The organism is Hydrophilobacter chitinilyticus (assembly GCF_049860745.1).
In the GTDB taxonomy this organism is placed as follows: Bacteria; Pseudomonadota; Gammaproteobacteria; order Burkholderiales; family Burkholderiaceae_C; genus Rhodoferax_B.
Genome location: NZ_CP187561.1, coordinates 5,262,799 through 5,280,378, shown reverse-complemented (window position 1 = coordinate 5,280,378; position 17,580 = coordinate 5,262,799). Strand labels below are relative to the sequence as shown.

General features: G+C 62.0%; 20 protein-coding genes and 1 tRNA gene. 15 read left to right on the top strand and 6 right to left on the bottom strand.

Features of this window, described 5'->3' with window-relative positions:
- Positions 1-11 precede the first annotated feature (11 nt).
- The 5 genes from ACPWMG_RS23650 (at position 12) to ACPWMG_RS23630 (ending at position 4,992) form a co-directional block, all read left to right on the top strand.
- Positions 12-1,787, top strand: a complete 1,776-nt coding sequence (locus tag ACPWMG_RS23650; protein ID WP_483301939.1) for an alkaline phosphatase — start codon at positions 12-14, stop codon at positions 1,785-1,787.
- Positions 1,788-1,797: 10 nt separating this feature from the next.
- Positions 1,798-2,241 (top strand): hypothetical protein, encoded by a 444-nt coding sequence (locus ACPWMG_RS23645; RefSeq protein WP_483301938.1) that lies wholly within the window; start codon positions 1,798-1,800, stop codon positions 2,239-2,241.
- A gap of 12 nt (positions 2,242-2,253) precedes the next feature.
- Positions 2,254-2,937 (top strand): ABC transporter ATP-binding protein, encoded by a 684-nt coding sequence (locus ACPWMG_RS23640; RefSeq protein ID WP_483301937.1) that lies wholly within the window; start codon positions 2,254-2,256, stop codon positions 2,935-2,937.
- Positions 2,931-4,169: an FtsX-like permease family protein gene (locus ACPWMG_RS23635; protein ID WP_483301936.1), complete on the top strand. Its 1,239-nt coding sequence runs from the start codon at positions 2,931-2,933 to the stop codon at positions 4,167-4,169. The genes ACPWMG_RS23640 and ACPWMG_RS23635 overlap by 7 nt, the downstream gene beginning before the upstream one ends.
- 67 nt (positions 4,170-4,236) lie before the next feature.
- Positions 4,237-4,992, top strand: a complete 756-nt coding sequence (locus ACPWMG_RS23630; protein ID WP_483301935.1) for a sulfite exporter TauE/SafE family protein — start codon at positions 4,237-4,239, stop codon at positions 4,990-4,992.
- 137 nt (positions 4,993-5,129) lie between these two features.
- Here the strand turns inward: ACPWMG_RS23630 and ACPWMG_RS23625 are convergent.
- The 3 genes from ACPWMG_RS23625 to ACPWMG_RS23615 form a co-directional block, all read right to left on the bottom strand.
- A tRNA-Gly gene (locus tag ACPWMG_RS23625) sits at positions 5,130-5,205 on the bottom strand.
- A gap of 97 nt (positions 5,206-5,302) precedes the next feature.
- Positions 5,303-7,144, bottom strand: a complete 1,842-nt coding sequence (gene kefC / locus ACPWMG_RS23620) for a glutathione-regulated potassium-efflux system protein KefC (RefSeq protein ID WP_483301934.1) — start codon at positions 7,142-7,144, stop codon at positions 5,303-5,305.
- Between the two features lie 9 nt (positions 7,145-7,153).
- Positions 7,154-7,819, bottom strand: a complete 666-nt coding sequence (locus ACPWMG_RS23615; protein WP_483301933.1) for an NAD(P)H-dependent oxidoreductase — start codon at positions 7,817-7,819, stop codon at positions 7,154-7,156.
- Between the two features lie 116 nt (positions 7,820-7,935).
- On the opposite strand from ACPWMG_RS23615, the gene ACPWMG_RS23610 reads away from it, so the two are divergent.
- Both ACPWMG_RS23610 and ACPWMG_RS23605 read left to right on the top strand, forming a co-directional pair.
- Positions 7,936-8,556: a nucleotide-binding protein gene (locus tag ACPWMG_RS23610; protein WP_483301932.1), complete on the top strand. Its 621-nt coding sequence runs from the start codon at positions 7,936-7,938 to the stop codon at positions 8,554-8,556.
- Positions 8,553-9,008, top strand: a complete 456-nt coding sequence (locus ACPWMG_RS23605) for a MaoC family dehydratase (protein ID WP_483301931.1) — start codon at positions 8,553-8,555, stop codon at positions 9,006-9,008. Before ACPWMG_RS23610 ends, ACPWMG_RS23605 begins: the two co-directional genes overlap by 4 nt.
- 82 nt (positions 9,009-9,090) lie before the next feature.
- Here the strand turns inward: ACPWMG_RS23605 and trmL are convergent, their stop codons facing one another.
- Positions 9,091-9,567 carry a tRNA (uridine(34)/cytosine(34)/5-carboxymethylaminomethyluridine(34)-2'-O)-methyltransferase TrmL gene (trmL, locus tag ACPWMG_RS23600; RefSeq protein ID WP_483301930.1) on the bottom strand — a complete coding sequence of 159 codons (477 nt, stop codon included), beginning with the start codon at positions 9,565-9,567 and terminating at the stop codon, positions 9,091-9,093.
- 35 nt (positions 9,568-9,602) lie between these two features.
- Positions 9,603-10,316 carry a ComF family protein gene (locus ACPWMG_RS23595; RefSeq protein ID WP_483301929.1) on the bottom strand — a complete coding sequence of 238 codons (714 nt, stop codon included), beginning with the start codon at positions 10,314-10,316 and terminating at the stop codon, positions 9,603-9,605.
- Positions 10,317-10,356: 40 nt separating this feature from the next.
- Here ACPWMG_RS23595 and ACPWMG_RS23590 point away from each other — a divergent pair, with 40 nt between their 5' ends.
- From ACPWMG_RS23590 to ACPWMG_RS23555, 8 genes are all read left to right on the top strand, one after another.
- Positions 10,357-11,253: a class I SAM-dependent methyltransferase gene (locus ACPWMG_RS23590; protein ID WP_483301928.1), complete on the top strand. Its 897-nt coding sequence runs from the start codon at positions 10,357-10,359 to the stop codon at positions 11,251-11,253.
- Between the two features lie 177 nt (positions 11,254-11,430).
- Positions 11,431-11,949, top strand: coding sequence for a DUF2244 domain-containing protein (locus ACPWMG_RS23585; protein WP_483301927.1), 519 nt, complete (start codon positions 11,431-11,433; stop codon positions 11,947-11,949).
- Between the two features lie 23 nt (positions 11,950-11,972).
- Positions 11,973-13,160, top strand: a complete 1,188-nt coding sequence (coxB, locus tag ACPWMG_RS23580) for a cytochrome c oxidase subunit II (RefSeq protein WP_483301926.1) — start codon at positions 11,973-11,975, stop codon at positions 13,158-13,160.
- A 40-nt stretch (positions 13,161-13,200) separates the two neighbouring features.
- Positions 13,201-14,835: a cytochrome c oxidase subunit I gene (gene ctaD / locus ACPWMG_RS23575; RefSeq protein ID WP_483301925.1), complete on the top strand. Its 1,635-nt coding sequence runs from the start codon at positions 13,201-13,203 to the stop codon at positions 14,833-14,835.
- A 17-nt stretch (positions 14,836-14,852) separates the two neighbouring features.
- Entirely contained in the window at positions 14,853-14,969 is a 117-nt protein-coding gene (locus ACPWMG_RS23570) for a cytochrome oxidase small assembly protein (protein WP_483301924.1), read from the top strand.
- Between the two features lie 39 nt (positions 14,970-15,008).
- Positions 15,009-15,623, top strand: a complete 615-nt coding sequence (locus ACPWMG_RS23565; protein ID WP_483301923.1) for a cytochrome c oxidase assembly protein — start codon at positions 15,009-15,011, stop codon at positions 15,621-15,623.
- A gap of 1 nt (position 15,624) precedes the next feature.
- The gene (locus tag ACPWMG_RS23560; protein WP_483301922.1) at positions 15,625-15,840 is read left to right on the top strand and encodes a DUF2970 domain-containing protein; all 216 of its coding nucleotides are present in this window, start codon (positions 15,625-15,627) and stop codon (positions 15,838-15,840) included.
- Positions 15,841-15,893: 53 nt separating this feature from the next.
- Positions 15,894-16,775, top strand: a complete 882-nt coding sequence (locus ACPWMG_RS23555; protein WP_483301921.1) for a cytochrome c oxidase subunit 3 — start codon at positions 15,894-15,896, stop codon at positions 16,773-16,775.
- A gap of 83 nt (positions 16,776-16,858) precedes the next feature.
- Here the strand turns inward: ACPWMG_RS23555 and ACPWMG_RS23550 are convergent, their stop codons facing one another.
- Complete coding sequence (locus tag ACPWMG_RS23550; RefSeq protein ID WP_483301920.1) at positions 16,859-17,476, bottom strand: glycine zipper 2TM domain-containing protein; 618 nt, start codon at positions 17,474-17,476, stop codon at positions 16,859-16,861.
- Positions 17,477-17,580 lie beyond the last annotated feature (104 nt).

The following is a 17,580-nucleotide window of genomic DNA, read 5'->3' as shown; positions in this document are numbered from 1 at the left end:
TTGGAGCTTTCATGCGTTTGTCGATTTTGGCCCTGGCCGCCGCTGCTGTGTTCTCGGGTGCTAGCCACGCGGACACCGTTTACCCCCTGGACCGCGCCACCATCCTGGCCGGTTCGCGTTTTGACTTCAAGGTCGAGTTCGACGGCGTGGTGCCCGAGTCCGACATCCAGGTCACCATCAACGGCCAAGACTACCGCCAACTGCTGGGCGCCCGCGCCACCTACGTGGAACGCGAAAAGGGCGACAAGGGGCCTGTCGGCTCGGCCCTGATCCTGCGCGATGTGTCGATCGCGACGCCCGGCGCCTACAACGTCGTCAGCCAAGCCGCTGGCGTGCGCAAGCAAGTCACCTGGGATGTGTATGGCACGCCCGCCAAGCCTAAGGCCAAGAACGTGATCTTCTTGCTGGGCGACGGCCTGTCGGTGTCTTTCCGCACCGGCGCACGCATCATGTCCAAGGGCGTGACCGAAGGCAAGGCCAACGGCCGCCTGAACATGGACGAGATGGACCGTATGGCCTTCATCGGCACGTCTTCTACCGATTCCATCGCCGTGGACAGCGCCAACAGCATGTCGGCTTATATGACCGGCCACAAGTCGGCCATCAACGCGCTGGGCGTCTACGCCGACCGCACCCCCGACAGTCTGGACGACCCCAAGGTCGAAACCATTGCCGAAGCGCTGCGCCGCACCGGCCGCAAGTCGGTGGGCATCGTCTCTACCGCTGAACTGGAAGACGCGACGCCCGCCGCCGTGGTCTCGCACACCCGCAAGCGTGCCGACAAGCCCGAGATCGTCGGCATGCTGCACAAGGTGCAGCCTGAAGTGCTGCTGGGCGGTGGCTCGGCCTACTTCCTGCCCAAGAGCACGCCTGGCTCCAAGCGCAAGGACGACATGGACTACATCAAGTCCTTCCGCGACAGTGGCTACAACCTGGCCACCAACCGCACCGAGTTGCTGGCCGCGCCGAAAAGTGGCAAGCTTTTGGGCTTGTTCCACCCCGGCAACATGGACACCATCCTCGACCGCAAGGACCTGAAGAAGGGCACCGTGGCTGACTTCCCAGACCAGCCCGGCCTGGAAGACATGACGCGCGCCGCACTCGAAGTGTTGTCCAAAAACAAGGACGGCTTCTTCCTGATGGTTGAAGGAGCCTCGATCGACAAATCTTCGCACCCGCTGGACTTCGAGCGCACCGTGTACGAGACCATCGAGTTCGACAAGGCCGTGGGCATTGCACGCGAATTCGCCAAGACGCACCCCGACACCATGATCGTCGTCACCGGCGACCACACCCATGGCGTGTCGCTGATCGGCACCGTGGACGACAACAAGCCCGGCACCGAGATGCGCGAAAAGGTCGGCACCTACGCAGCCGCAGGCTTCCCCAACTACACCTACAACAAGGGTGATGGCTATCCCGACAAGATCGACGTGTCGCGCCGCCTGATGTTCTTCTCGAACAACTTCCCTGACTACTACGAAACCTTCCGCCCCAAGATGGACGGTATGTTCGTGCCCGCGGTGCAGAACGAGAAGAAGCAATACGTCGCCAACGAAGCCTACAAGGACGTGCCCGGCGCCGTGCTGCGCACCGGCAACATCCCACGCGACCAGGACTCCGGCGTACACGCTGTAGACGACGTGGTGCTGCAGGCCACCGGCCCGGGCACCGAAGGCTTCCATGGCTACATGGAAGAGAGCGACGTATACCGCGTGTTGGCCGACGCCTTGGCGCTGGCCCCCGCCAAGGGCAAAGCAGCGAAAGCTGCTGCGGCGAAGAAGTAAGCCGATGGCCATGCAGCGTCGCACTTTGTTGGCACAGGGCTTGGCCGCTGGCTTGGCCTGGTGCGCCACGCGGGTGCACGCTGCCACGGCCACGCTCGGCTTTCGCGAGATGTATGGCAAGGTCGGTGTGCTGGGGCTGACGTTTTCGCAGAAGATGCAGTCCCTGCAAGGCCAGGCCGTGAGCATGCAGGGCTTCATGGCCCCGCCGCTCAAGGCCGAGGCCATGTTCTTTGTGTTGACCGAAGTGCCGATGGCGCTGTGCCCGTTCTGCTCGTCCGATGCCGACTGGCCGAACAACATCGTCGTGGTGTACTTGAACGAGCGCCAGACGTTTGTGCAGAACAACGCGCCCATCCGCGTCACCGGCAAACTGGAGGTCGGCTCGTGGACCGACCCGGCCACCGGCTTTGTGAGCCTGGTGCGCATCACGGGCGCGAAGTTCGCGTCCGTCTAAATTTTTTGCATCATGTTGTCGTTGTCTGTACGCGGGCTTGAAGTCCGCTTTCCCGGCTTGGCCGTGCCAGCGTTGTCTGTTGATGCGCTTGACCTGCCTGCGGGGTCCCACGTAGCCGTGGCCGGGCCGTCAGGCTCGGGCAAAACCACGCTGGTGAACGTGTTGGCCGGACTGCAAATGGGGCAACGCGGCGGCGTGTTCTGGCAAGACACCGACATCGCCACCCTGTCTGAACCGCAGCGCGACCAGTGGCGTGCCACCCACGTCGGCTTGGTGATGCAGGACTTCCATTTATTCCCTGGCTTGAGCGCACTCGACAACGTGTTGTTGCCGATGCGTTTGCGCCAGCCGCGCCACGCCAAGCTGTTTGTGGCGCGCGCCCGCGAGCTGCTGATGCAAGTCGGCATCACGCGTGAAAAGCAGCCGGTGGAAACCTTGTCGCGCGGGCAAATGCAGCGTGTGGCCGTGGCGCGTGCGGTGCTGGCCTCGCCCGGTTTGATCGTGGCCGATGAGCCCACGGCCAGCTTGGATGCCGACAGTGGCGCAGCGGTGATCGACCTGCTGTTGTCGCTGGCGCAGGCGTCACTGGCCACGCTGGTGGTGGTGAGCCACGACCCCCGTGTGGTGGCGCGCATGCACCGCACCTTGACGCTGCGCGATGGCCGCCTGGTGGAAAGCGAGGCCGTCGCATGTTGAGTTTTATGTTGGCCGATTTGCGCCGCATGTGGGCCGGTGCGCTGGTGGTGGTTTTGTTGATGGCACTGGCCACCGCGCTGGGGGTGACCGTGACGCTGCAAGAGCGTGCGTTGCGCCTGGGCAGTGCGCGCGCCGCAGACCAGTTTGATTTGGTGGTGGGCGCGGCCGGCAGCGAAACCCAGTTGGTGTTGTCTTCCGTGTTTTTGCAGCCCGCCGCCTTGCCGCTGATGCCCGGCGACGTGTTGACACGCCTGCAAAAAGACCCACGTGTGGCCTGGGCCGCGCCGGTGGGTTTTGGCGACTTCTTTCTCGACCAGCCGATTGTGGGCACCACGCCAGATTTGTTGACCATGGGCGGCCAGCGGCAACCGAGCGAAGGGCGCTGGTTTGCGGGGCTGCAAGAGGCGGTGGTGGGGTCTGCGTCGCCTTTGACCATGGGTGAACGGGTGGTGCCGATGCATGGCTTGTCGAACCAGGGCGGGCACGAGCACGCGGGCGTGGGCTACACCGTGGTGGGCCGCTTGCCGCCCACGGGCACGGCGTGGGATCGGGCCATTCTGGTGCCGATTGAAGCCGTGTGGCGCCTGCATGGCATAGAGGCGGATGGGCATGACCACGATCATCACGATGGTGATGAAGAGGAGCATGAAGATCACGACGAAAACGGTGACCACGAACATGCCGAGGCAACTGCGCCGCCCGGCCTGCCCGCCATCGTGGTCAAACCCAAAACCGTGGCCGACGCTTACCGCCTGCGCGGCGAGTACCGAGCCAACGGCACCGTAGGCGTGTTCCCCGGCGAAGTGTTGACGCAGTTGTACGGCACGCTGGGCGACGCGCGTTTGGTGCTGTCGTGGGTGGCTTTGGGCGCGCAGCTTTTGGTGGCCGCTGCGGTGGTGTTGGTCACCGTGGTGCACGTGAGCCAGCGGCGCCGGCAGATTGGCGCGCTGCGGGCCTTTGGCGCGCCGCGTCTGGCGGTGTTCACGCTAGTGTGGGGCGAGTTGCTGGCGCTGGTGGTGTTGGGCGTAGGGCTAGGTTATGCGCTGGGCTTTGCTGCAGCGTGGAACTTGTCGCGGCTGTTCACCGGCAGCTTTGGCGTGTATCTGCCCGTGGAGTTTGTGGCGGGTGATGCGGCGGCAGCGGGTGGGTTGCTGTTGGTGGCCGCGCTGGTGTCGGCGGTGCCTGCGGTGCTGGCGTACCGGCAATCACCGGCGAGCGCTCTGCGCGGTTGAAGCGTAAAGGCTAGACTTCTTTGCTCGGGCGACGTGTGTTGTCCTCATCCAAAGAAGGTAAGCGCACGTGTCGTTTCCGTTGATCACCGATTGGGGCTTTTACGCCGTCGCCATTCCCGCTGTGTTGTTGTTAGGGGTGAGCAAAAGCGGCTTTGGTGCCGGCTTTGGTTCATTGGCCGTGCCGATGATGGCGCTGGCTGTGTCGGTGCCGCAAGCCGCCGCCATTCTGATGCCGGTGTTGCTGGTGATGGATTTGCTGGGGTTGCACGCTTACCGGCGCCACTTCGATGCCAAGCTGCTGAAGTTCTTGATTCCCTGGGGGCTGCTGGGCACGGTGGTGGGTACGCTGCTGTTCAAGGTGCTGGAGCCACGCATGGTGGCCGGCATTGTGGGCGCGTTCACGCTGCTGTTTTTGGCGCAACGCTTGTTGTTTCCGCCCCGGCCAGACAGTCCGCCGCCGCCCCGCTGGGTGGGCGCGTTGTGCACCGCTACGTCAGGCTTTACCAGTTTCATCGCCCATGCGGGCGGCCCGCCGGTCAACGCTTATGTGATTCCGCTGCGCCTGTCGCCGGTGGACTTTGCGGCCACCATGGCGGCGTTTTTCTTTTGCGTGAATTTGTCGAAGTGGATTCCGTACGCCTGGCTGGGTTTGCTGGACACGCGCAACTTCGCCACGTCCTTGGCACTGCTGCCGTTGGCGCCGCTGGGCGTTTATGTGGGCGTGCGCATCGCCAAGGTGATCGACCAGAAGCTGTTTTACCGCTTGCTGTACCTGGGCATGTTGCTGACCGGGTGCAAGTTGCTGTGGGACAGCTTGGTCTGAGTTTGGGAACTTGGTGCTATTGAATCGGTAGCTGCTTACGCTTGGTGGATAAGCGTAAGTGGCCGATTTGGCTAAAGCCTTCAACAAAATTTGGGCAATAAAAAAGGGAAGCCTAAGCTTCCCTTTTTGCCAAATTCTGGAGCGGGAGAAGAGTCTCGAACTCTCGACCTCAACCTTGGCAAGGTTGCGCTCTACCAACTGAGCTACTCCCGCATGTACTTTCGTGCTTTGTCGAATCTAACTTTAGATCAAATCCGGCAAGCCTCAGATTATATACCCGAAAAATGGCGAAATCCACAAATCGCAAAAATTATTGATCCCAACGCTCCGAACGGGCTGCGCGCAGCTCGGCGGCCAAGGCGCGTTCTTGTGCCATTTGCTCTTCTAGCTGCTGGCGGCCGCGCTTGGCCACGGCCATGGTTTTGGCGCGGTCGTTGCGGTGCGGGTAGAGCTGCTCAAACAGCGCCAGGTTGTGGCGGCGAAAGCGCATGGTGTGTTGCCGCGCGGCGTGCGGGCTTTGGCCCAGTGCTTCGAGCACCGAGCGCGCGCTGCGAAGGCTGGACTCGAACAGCTCGCGCTCCACGTGCTCCACACCACGGTCGCGCAGGTCGCCCCAGTGCGGCACGTCGCGGGCACGGGCGATGATCTTCAGGTGCGGGAAGTGTTCGCGCGCCAGGTCGACGATTTGCAGGCTTTGGCTCACGTCGTCCACTGCCACCACCAGCACCTTGGCCGTTTGCGCGCCCGACATGCGCAGCAGGTCTAGCCGGGTGGCGTCGCCATAAAACACGCGGTAGCCGAAGCTGCGGATGGTCTCCACCGTGTCGGCGTTGTGGTCTAGCACCGTGCATTGAATGCCTTGGGCCAGCAGGGTGCGGCCCACAATCTGGCCGTAGCGGCCGAAGCCAGCAATGATGATGGGCGCTTCTTGCGGCTCGGCAATCTCGTCCAGCTTTTTGCCGCTGCCGCGGTTGGCCAGCTTGTTGAGCAGCAGTTTGTCTACGGCCACCAGCAACAGCGGGGTGAGCAGCATCGACAACGCCACCGCCGCCACCAACTGCGAGTTCAGCTCGGCGCTGAACACGCCGGCGTTGGTGGCCGCTTGGAACACCACGAATGAGAATTCACCGCCCTGGGCCAGCAGCAGCGTGAACACCGGGCGTTCTTGAAACGGCAGCTTCATGGCCTTGGCCAACGCGTAGATGACCAGCAGCTTGGCGATCAAAAAGCCCACCAAAATCAGCGCCGTCATGCCGGGCGAACGCAGCAACACACCAAAGTCCACGCTCATGCCCACGGCCATGAAGAACAGCCCGAGCAGCAAGCCTTTGAACGGGGCGATGTCGGTTTCCAGCTCACGGCGGTATTCGCTTTCGGCCAGCAGCACGCCGGCGAGAAAGGCACCCAGCGCCATCGACAGGCCAATGATCTGCATCAGCGCGGCAATACCCACCACCAACAAGAGTGCTGCGGCGGTGAAGATTTCGGTGCTGTGGCTGCGCGCAATCCAGCGCAGCACCGGGCGCAACAACAAGCGCCCGCCGAGGATGACGCCGGCGATGGCCGCAATCGGTTTGACCACGTCCAACCAGTCGTGCGTCATGTCAGGGTGGTTGTAGGCGGCGGTCATGCTGCCCAGGGCCGGGATCAGCGCCAAGATGGGGATGGCCGCCACGTCCTGGAACAGCAAAATAGAGAAACCGGCTTCGCCGCTGCGCGTGCCCAGTAGGTTGCGCTCCGACATCACCTGCATGGCAATCGCCGTGCTGGACAACGCCAGGCCAAGCGACGCGGCCAGCGCCACCTGCCAGCTTGCGCCCATGGCATAGGCGCCGCCAAAAATCACCAGTGCGCAGGCGGCCACTTGTGCTGTGCCCCAGCCAAAAATGGGCCGGCGCAGGCTCCACAAGCGCTTGGGCTCCAGCTCCAGGCCAATCAAGAACAGCATCAACACCACGCCGAATTCAGCGAAGTGCAGGATGTCGGCGACGTTGGTCACCAGGCCCAGGCCCCAAGGGCCGATGGCAATGCCCGCCGCCAGGTAGCCAATGATGGAGCCCAGCCCCAGGGCTTGGCTCAGCGGCACCATGATGACGGCCGCGCTCAGATAGATCAGGCTGTTGAGCAGCCAGGTGGGAAGGTGTGGTTCCATGGGAATTTCTTAAAGGACGGGCGGCGGGGTGTCGCTCAACCCGCAGGCGGCACGGCCGTAATACGCGAGTTTTTTCTTGAACAGCTCGATGTGTGTCTTGACTTGCTCTTTTCCGGCCGACTGTGCGTTGTGCAGCACCAGCGGTGGCAAGAATGTCATGCCGCAGACGGCGGCAATCTCCCGGTAGGGCGGCAAGAAGGGCGCGCCCGCGTCTTGTTCGGTCATGGCATTGGCATCGTCTTGTGCGGCCGAGGTGGTGGCGACCAGCCAGAGCTTCTTGCCGCGCAACGCCGTGCCCGGTGCATTGGCCGGGGCGGAAGAGTTGTCGCCGGTGCCGGTGGACACGGCGCCGTAGGCCCAGCCGTAGGTCAGCACTTCGTCGATCCACAGCTTTTGCAGGGCCGGCATCGAATACCACTGGATCGGGTGCATCAACACCACCATTTTGGCGTTGGCGATGCGCTCCTGCTCGGCGGCTACGTCGATGCTGTAGTCGGGGTAGCTGTGGTACAGGTCGTGGATGTCCAGCGCGGGCATGCCTTCGGTGATGGCCATGGCGCGAGCCGCGGTCAGCAGCCGGTGCAGCACGCGCGAGTTGCGCCAGTCGGGGTGGGCCGCCATGAGGTAGATGCCGGCGTGGGGTTGGCTATCGTGGGCGTTGGGTTCAGAAGACATGGAGAGAGTGTCGCGTTCAAGCATCTCGCTAACATAACGCAGTTTTCGAGCGGAAAAGTATCAAATAATCAGGCTGATTCAATCCTCTGTTGTAAGCACGGTCTAAGGAGCTGACTATGCAGGTTGTGGTGGTGGCCAATCCGAAGGGCGGGGTCGGGAAGTCGACGCTGTCTACCAATGTTGCCGGGTATCTTGCCTCCAAGGGGCATGCCGTGATGCTGGGCGACGCTGACCGTCAGCTGTCTTCCAAGCTGTGGCTGGGCCTGCGTCCGCCTACGGCGCGGCCCATCCAGACCTGGGACTTGGGTGACGACGACATCGCCCGCCCACCCAAGGGCACCACGCACGTGGTGCTGGACACCCCCGCCGGCCTGCACGGCAAAACCTTGAAGCAAGTCATGAAGTTGGCTACCCACATGGTGGTGCCGCTGCAGCCCAGCGTGTTCGACATTTTTGCCACGCGCGCTTTTCTCGATGATGTGATCGAGAGCCGCCGCGCAGAGGGCGTGAAGATCGCGCTGGTCGGCATGCGCGTGGACGACCGCACCTTATCGGCCGACAAGCTGCGCGACTACGCCGCAGGGTTGGAAGTGCCGGTGCTCACCTACCTGCGCGACACGCAGAACTACGTGCACCTGGCGGCCAGCGGCCTGACGCTGTTTGACGTGGCGCCGGGCCGCGTCGCCAAAGACCTGGAGCAATGGGCGCCGCTCTGCCAGTGGCTGGACGCGGTTTGAGAACCTTCGCCACCCACGCCGACCTGCTGGCCTGTGTGGGACAAGAGGTGGCGGTGAGCGATTGGGCCGAGGTCACGCAGGCGCAAATCCAGTTGTTTGCGGATGCCACGGGCGACCAGCAATGGATCCACGTCGACCCCGAGCGCGCCAAGGCCGGGCCGTTTGGCACGCCCATCGCGCATGGCTTTTTGACGCTGGCGCTGATTCCGCGCTGGATGGAAACCTCGGTCAGCATTTCTGAGGCCCGCATGAGCGTGAATTACGGGCTCAACAAATTGCGCTTCCCAGCGCCGGTGCCGGTGGGCAGCCGCTTGCGCGCGCACTTCACGTTGGCCGAAGCTGAGGCGTTGGAGGCCGGTGGTGTGCAACTACAGTGGAGCGTGACCGTGGAGCGCCAAGGCCACACCAAACCGGTGTGTGTTGCCGAGCTGGTGGTGCGCAGCTACGCGTAAACCGAAATTTGATGAAATTCGTCTCTAACGCTTGCTTAATAAGCGCAAGTAGCTCTGTTATTGATAGTGAGCTAACAGGCGCTTAGACCTCGGCGCCCATCCCAAAGCCACATTGCCGCCAGGCTTCAAACACCGTCACTGCCACCGCGTTCGACAAATTCAAACTGCGCTGCCCTGGCCGCATGGGCAATAGCAACTTCTGCTCGGGCGCAAAGGTGTCGCGCAATTCGGGCGCCAGGCCACGGGTCTCGGAGCCAAACACCAACCAGTCGCCCGGCTGAAAGCGCACGTCGTGTACGCGGCGTGTGCCGCGCGTGGTGAGGGCGAACATGCGGTCGGCCGCCGGCTGCTCGCTGGCCAGGAATGTGGCCCAGTCGGCATGGCGGCGCAGTTCGGCGTACTCGTGGTAATCGAGCCCGGCACGGCGCATGTGTTTGTCGTCCATCGAAAAGCCCAGGGGCTCGATAAGGTGCAGCTTGCAGCCGGTGTTGGCCGCCAGGCGGATAACGTTGCCGGTGTTGGGGGGGATCTCGGGCGAGACCAAAACGATATGAAACATGCGGCTATTTTCGCCGCAGTGGTGCGCGGGTCTGGCTAGTTCGCGGGTGTGCGGGCCAGTACCAGTGCCGAAACGCTTGCGGCCCCGGCGTTGCGCAAGGCCAGGGCGGCGGCGTGCAACGAGGCGCCAGTGGTCATCACGTCGTCTACCAGCAGCACGCGGCGCTGATGGACTTGCCCGGCGAGCGAGGGCTCGACCAAGAACGCGCCACGCAGGTTACGCAGGCGCTGCTCGCGCGCGAGGCCCTGTTGCGGCGGCGTGTGGCGAATGCGCAGCAGAAGCTGTGTGTTGGTTTTGCCGGGCGCGAGCTGGCGGGCCAGCAGCAGTGCCTGGTTGTAGCCACGCTCGCGCAGGCGTTCAGCGGAAAGCGGCATGGGTAGTAGCAAATCGGCGACTGATACGGCCTCTACCGCACCCGGCGCTTGCTGTATCAGCGTGGCTAGGCTCGCGGCAGCGCCTACCTGGTCGCTGAACTTGAAGCGGTTGATGCGTTCCGCCCATGGGTAGGCGTAGTCCACAGCGGCCAGGCAGTGGTCGAGCAGTGGCGGGTCTTGGATGCAGGCGCCGCATTGCGCCACGCCCTCGGGCACTTGCAACGCGCAGGTGCGGCAGCGTGGCACCACGTAGGCAAAGCGTGCCCGGCAGTCTTCGCAAAGCGGTGCGCGCGGCCACGCCTGGCAGATGTCGCACTGGCTGGGCAGCCAAGCGGCGCCTGGGGTGAAGAGCCTGGCGATGAGCGCGCGGAACATGGACTCAATATACTCGGCGAGCCTCTTTTTCTGCCTCTTCATGTCCACCCAGCGCCCCCCCAGCATCGATCCCACCGCCGCCGCCCGTTGGGCCGCGCTACCCACCACCACCTCGCCGTGGTTGCACGAAGAGGTGGCCCGGCGCATGGAAGAGCGGCTGCAGTGGATCACCATGAAGCCGCAGGCCTGGGCCCACTGGGCACCGGTGCGTGGCGGGCTCAAGGCGCACGCCTTGATCGGCGCGCGTTACCCCGAGGCCGAGTGTTTTGTGGTGGAAGAGCGCCCGGAGCAAGCGCAAGCAGCTATTAAATCGGTAGCTAAGCCGTGGTGGACGCCCGGCCGCTGGAAAGCCCCCGCGCAGCGCGCCGCGTTGCCGGGCGATGGCGCCGTGCAACTGGTCTGGGCCAACATGCAACTGCATTCGGCAGCAGACCCGCAGGCGCTCATCGCGCAGTGGCACCGGGCTTTGTCGACCGATGGGTTCCTGATGTTCTCGTGCCTGGGCCCCGACACCGCTTACCAATTACGCGACGTCTACGCCGCCATGGGCTGGCCCGTGCCGAGCCATGAGTTCACCGACATGCACGATTGGGGCGACATGCTGGTCGGCGCCGGTTTTGCCGAGCCGGTGATGGACATGGAGCGCATCGAGCTGACCTACGCCAGCGCCGCGCGTTTGCTGCTGGAGCTGCGAGAGATCGGCCGCAACCTGCAACCCGCACGCTTCCCCGGCCTGCGCGGCAAGGTCTGGCGGCAACAGTTGGAGGCCGCTTTGACCGAGCGTTTGGCCGATGCCGCGCAGCAAGGACGCTTGTCGATGACGTTTGAATTGATCTACGGCCACGCCTTTAAACCCAAGCCCAAACTGCGCGTCGATGCGCAAAGTGCGATCTCTTTGCGCGACATGCGCGAGATGCTCACTAGGGGAAAACCTTGAGGCATTTGAGGGGGTGAATGCGTCGGAAATGCGCGACTGGTGTGGCTTTGCGTGAAATAAGCACGGCTACAATGAAACGCAGAAGAACAATTTGGATTTGGGCATTTCCCCACGTAGACAGCTTCACCTGCCGAATGCAACAGGCTGGGTAGAGGTTGATTTTTGTGAGTCTCATCCGTGTCGAATCTGGTCTTTCGTTTCGCCACTGTTTCCGGTCAGAACGTCTACTGGCTGCTGAAACGCAACTGCTCGGTCACGCCGCTGCAGTTGGGGTGTCTGTACGCTTCCATCTGCGTGGTGTCGTTGGCCATCGGGACATTTTTCTGGGTGCAGGGCGCCACGTTGGTGCTGCCGTTTGCGTGGATTGAACTGGCGACGGTAGGCATTGCGTTTTTGGTCTATGCCCGCCATGCGACCGACGGCGAAAGAATCTCACTCCAAGGCGCTCAACTGGTGGTTGAACGTGAGAATGCTGGACGATTGGAACGGGCGGAGTTCAATCGCGAGTGGGTCAGGATCGAACCTAAAACGGGCGATTACTCACTGATAGAGGTTTCTGGGAGAGGCAAGTCGATCGAAGTGGGGCGGTTCGTGCGCCCCGAGCAGCGTTCAGCGCTGGCCCGCGAGCTCCGCATGGCGCTACGCGGCGGTGCTGGCAGCGGCAACCTTCGGCCGGACAGTGGTTTGGTTCAATAGCAATGTTGAAAAAAGTGAAAACGATGAAGATGACGCATAACAAGTTTGTTTCACTGCTACCCGCTTTATGTGCGTGGGCTGGCGCCTGGTTCAGCACCGCCGCACATGCCACCAACGATTTGCCCGGAGGGCCCGGCGTTCGCCAGTTGAATCTGCCTGTGGGCGTGACCCGCATTGCCGAAGAGCAGCACTTTCTGCACTGGGGCATGTTGATCGTCTGCACGGTGATCTTCATCGCCGTGTTCAGCGTGATGTTCTATTCCATCTGGAAGCACCGCAAGTCCAAGGGCTACAAGCCGGCGAACTTTCATGAATCGGTCACGGTCGAAATCATCTGGACCATCGTGCCTTTCGTCATCGTGATCTTGATGGCGCTGCCCGCCACCAAGGTGGTGGTGGCCATGAAAGACACCACCAACGCCGATGTGACCATCAAGGCCACGGGCATGCAGTGGAAGTGGGGCTACGACTACCTTACCGGCGAGGGCGAAGGTATCTCGATGATCTCCACCCTGGACGCCACGCAACGTGCCATGTCCAGCGCCGGCGGCCCCAAAGGCGATCAGGTGGTGGACGACTACCTGCTGAAGGTCGACAACGCACTGGTTGTGCCGGTCAACAAGAAGGTGCGCATCATCACCACCGCCAACGACGTGATCCACGCCTTCATGGTGCCGGCCTTCGGCATCAAGCAAGACGCGATTCCCGGCTTTGTGCGCGACACCTGGTTCCGCGCCGAGAAGATCGGCACCTATTACGGCCAATGTGCCGAGCTGTGCGGCAAAGAACACGCCTACATGCCCATCCAGGTGAAAGTGGTCTCCGCCGAGGACTACACCAAGTGGGTGGCCGACGAGAAGAAAAAAGCCGCCGCCAAGCTGGATGACCCGACCAAGGTCTGGACGCTGGACGACATCTTGAAGCGCGGTGAAAAGGTCTACGCCGCCAACTGCGCCGCCTGCCACCAAGCCAACGGCAAGGGTGCCGGTCCCATCAAGCCTCTCGACGGTGCCGCCGTGGTGCTGGACGCCGACCACACCAAACAAATCCATGTGGTGCTGACGGGCCAGAACAACGGCGCCATGCCATCGTGGAAGCAACTCAGTGACACGGACATTGCGGCCGTGGTCAGCTACACAAAGAACACTTGGTCGAACAAGACGGGTCAGTTGGTGCAGCCCTCCGAAGTGCTGGCCCAGCGCGGTAAATAAGTCAGGCGTGTCCAGAGACAACGACAAGGAAATATAGAAGATGAGCGCAGTTCTTGACCCACACGGCGATCCTCACGGCCACGCACATGACGACCACCATGACCACCACGCCCCCACCGGCTGGCGGCGCTGGTTGTTTGCCACCAACCACAAAGACATCGGCACGCTTTATCTGCTGTTCAGCTTCACCATGCTGATGGTGGGCGGTGTGCTGGCGCTGCTGATCCGCGCCGAGCTGTTCCAGCCCGGCCTGCAACTGGTCAACCCCGAGCTGTTCAACCAGTTCACCACCATGCACGGCCTGATCATGGTGTTCGGCGCCATCATGCCGGCCTTTGTGGGCTTTGCGAACTGGATGATCCCGCTGCAGATTGGCGCCTCTGACATGGCGTTCGCGCGCATGAACAACTTCAGCTTCTGGCTGATGATTCCGGCCGCGCTGATGCTGGTGGGTTCGTTCTTCATGCCCGGTGGCGCACCCGCTGCCGGCTGGACGCTGTACGCCCCGCTGACGCTGCAAATGGGCCCGTCGATGGACGCCGGCATTTTTGCGATGCACATCCTGGGTGCTTCGTCGATCATGGGCTCGATCAACATCATCGTCACCATCTTGAACATGCGCGCCCCGGGCATGACGCTGATGAAGATGCCCATGTTCTGCTGGACCTGGCTGATCACCGCCTACTTGCTGATCGCCGTGATGCCCGTGCTGGCTGGCGCCATCACCATGACGCTGACCGACCGCCACTTCGGCACCAGCTTCTTCAGCGCTGCCGGTGGTGGCGACCCGGTGATGTACCAACACATCTTCTGGTTCTTCGGCCACCCCGAGGTGTACATCATGATCTTGCCGGCCTTCGGCATCGTGAGCCAGATCGTGCCGGCCTTTGCGCGCAAGAAGCTGTTTGGCTACGCCTCCATGGTGTACGCCACCAGTTCCATCGCCATCCTGTCGTTCATCGTCTGGGCGCACCACATGTTCACCACCGGCATGCCGGTGACGGGCCAGCTGTTCTTCATGTACGCCACCATGCTGATCGCCGTGCCCACGGCCGTGAAGATTTTCAACTGGATCGCCACCATGTGGCAGGGCTCGATGACGTTTGAAACCCCGATGCTGTTTGCGGTGGGCTTCATCTTCGTGTTCACCATGGGCGGCTTCACCGGCTTGATTTTGGCCGTGGCGCCCATCGACATCCAACTGCAAGACACCTACTACGTGGTGGCCCACTTCCACTATGTGCTGGTGGCCGGTTCGCTGTACGCCATGTTTGCCGGCTTCTACTACTGGTGCCCCAAGTGGACGGGCGTGATGTACAACGAGCGTCGCGGCAAGATCCACTTCTGGTGGTCGCTGATTGCATTCAACGTGACCTTCTTCCCCATGCACTTCTTGGGCTTGGCCGGCATGCCACGCCGTTATGCCGACTACCCCATGCAGTTCGCCGACTTCAACGCCATCGCTTCGGTGGGCGCGTTCTTCTTCGGTTTTGCCCAGGTGTATTTCTTCCTGTTCATCGTGGTCCCCGCCATGCGTGGCAAGGGCGAAAAAGCTTCTGCCAAGCCATGGGAAGCCGCTGAAGGTCTGGAATGGGAAGTGCCTTCTCCTGCACCGTTCCATACGTTTGAGAACCCACCCAAGCTGGATGCCACGGCAACCCGCGTGATCGGTTAAACCAGGTTCAACACGCCATGGCCGCTACCCCCGAACAAAAACGCCACAACATCCGCACCGCGCTGATTTTGGCCACCATCGCCTTGGCCTTCTTGGTCGGGTTTGTGGTGAAGATGGTGGCTATCGGCCGCTAGCCATATCAACCAAACCAGCCACAGAAACCACTGCCCACCATGCTGCGCCGCGAAAACTTCAAAATGCTAGGCAAGTTGACCGTGGTCACGGCCTGCATGTTTGCGTTTGGTTATGGCATGGTGCCGCTGTACCGCGCCATCTGTGAGGCAACGGGCATCAACATCCTGGCCTTGGCCGAGCGTGAAGTGCCCGGTGTAGGCAAGGCCGGGAAGAGCGCGCAACAGCCCGCCAACAGCCAGATCGACACCACGCGCACCATCACCGTCCAGTTCGACGCCAATGCGCGTGGCCCGTGGGAGTTCAAGCCTGAAAAGAGTTCGATCCAGGTGCACCCCGGCGAGTTGGCCACGGTGATGTACGAGTTCCAGAACGTGCAAAACCGGCGCATGGCCGCGCAGGCCATTCCCAGCTATGCGCCGCGCCAGGCGCAGGCGCACTTCAACAAGCTCGAATGTTTTTGCTTCAACCAGTACACACTGGAGCCGGGTGAGAAAAAGCAATGGCCTGTGGCCTTTGTGATCGACCCCAAGCTGTCGAAAGACGTGACCACCATTACCTTGTCGTACACCTTCTTTGAAGTGGGCGGCAAAACCCCAGCAGCGCCTGACACGGCCGACGCCAGCGCCCACGTGACCAATGAGCGTGGTGGCTGACATGGCAACCCCTACGCCACAAACCACAGAGGTGGGGGGCTTCTGGGTCACGCTCAAAGCCGTGGCTTGGGCGTTGCTCGGGATACGCAAGCGAGAGGGTTACGAGAGCGACCTGCGCAAGATCAACCCCGTGCACCTCGTGGTGGTGGGCTTGGCGGCGGTGTTGCTGTTGGTGGTGGGATTGATGTTGTTGGTGCGCTGGGTGGTTGCAACATAGCGCGCACCGGACCATGATGAAAACAAAATTAGATTAGGGACTAGGAGCTGAAAATGAGTTCAACTGCACACGGCGCAACCCCGTACTACTTCGTACCCGGCCCTTCGCGCCACCCCATCATGTCGGCGATCGGGCTGTTCTTCGTCATTCTGGGCGCTGGCCAGTGGGTTAACGGCGTGGAGTGGGGCAAGTACTCGCTGGCCTTTGGCATGCTGTTCTGGTGGGTGGTGTTGTTCCAGTGGTTCCGCGACGCCGTGAGCGAAAGCGAAGGTGGCTTGTACGGCCACAAGATCGACCTGTCGTACCGCTGGAGCATGAGCTGGTTCATCTTCTCCGAAGTGATGTTCTTCGGCGCCTTCTTCACCGCCCTGTGGTGGGCTCGCGCCCACTCGGTGCCTGTGCTCGGCAGCCTGGACAATGCCTTGTTGTGGCCCGACTTCAAAGCCGTGTGGCCCAGCATGGCTGCTGGTGTGACGGCATCGCCCGCCGGCACCACCGAGCCCTTCACCACCATGACGCCATTCTGGCTGCCGACCATCAACACTGCGTTGTTGTTGTCGTCCGGGGTCACGCTGACCATCGCCCACCACGCATTGGTGGCAGGCAACCGTGGCCGCACCATCGCCTTCATGTGGGCCACGGTTCTGCTGGGCACGATCTTCCTGTTTGTGCAGGGCTACGAATACGCGCACGCTTATTCTGAGTTGAACCTCAAACTCAGCTCGGGTGTGTATGGTTCGACGTTCTTCCTGCTTACCGGCTTTCACGGCTTCCACGTGTTGGTGGGCATGTTGATGTTGCTGTTCATCACGCTGCGTTTGATGAAAGGCCACTTCACACCAGCACGCCACTTCGGTTTTGAAGGCGCTGCCTGGTACTGGCACTTTGTGGACGTGGTGTGGCTGGGCCTGTACGTCGTGGTCTACTGGTTGTAGGTTTGTCGCAGCCAGCCTTGCGCGCGCGGCTCCAACAAAAAAGCGCCTCCAGGGCGCTTTTTTGTTGGTCGACTTCGAAAGTCTTAGCGCCAGTGGCCGTGGCCGCCCGAGCTGTAACCCAGGTTCAGTGACACGCCGATGGGCGAAACAAAAGGCGCGGCATACGGCGTCGCCTGATACCAGCCCACCGGTGCGGGTGCCGGTGCAATCACGGGCGGGGCGTAAACACCTTCGCTTTGCATCACGGGTTGGTTTACCGGCATGCTTTCCACGGCAGGGCTCACCTGCAGCGGAATCGACTGACCTGGGTCTTGCGGCAACTGCACAGTGTACTGCTTGCCCGCATATTCATAGACCACGTTGTAGCCGACGGTGCGGTTTTCGTAGACGTTTTGCGTGCCGCAGTTTTGTACCGTTTGGTACTGGGTGCCGCCAGGGCCTTGGATGTTGTTGCCCAAGATGGCACCACCCACCACGCCCAGGCCTGTGGCCACTGCGCGGCCCGTGCCGCCGCCGACCGCATTGCCCAGTACGCCACCAGCGATGGCGCCTAACAATGCACCCGCACCCGAAGGCGCAGACTGCGTCGCGACTTGCTGGGTGCTACACACCTGTCGCGGCACCGTGACTTGCTGCACCACGGGGGTGGACGACAGCACGCGCCCATATTCCTGAGCAGACGCAACAGAAGCGACAGACATAAGGCCTGTGCCAAGGGCCAGAACAGACAGCACAAGGGTTTTTTTCATGATGCGTATTAGAGAGTCGTGTTCAGTAGAAGTTTGAACCTTTACACGGCCTTTTC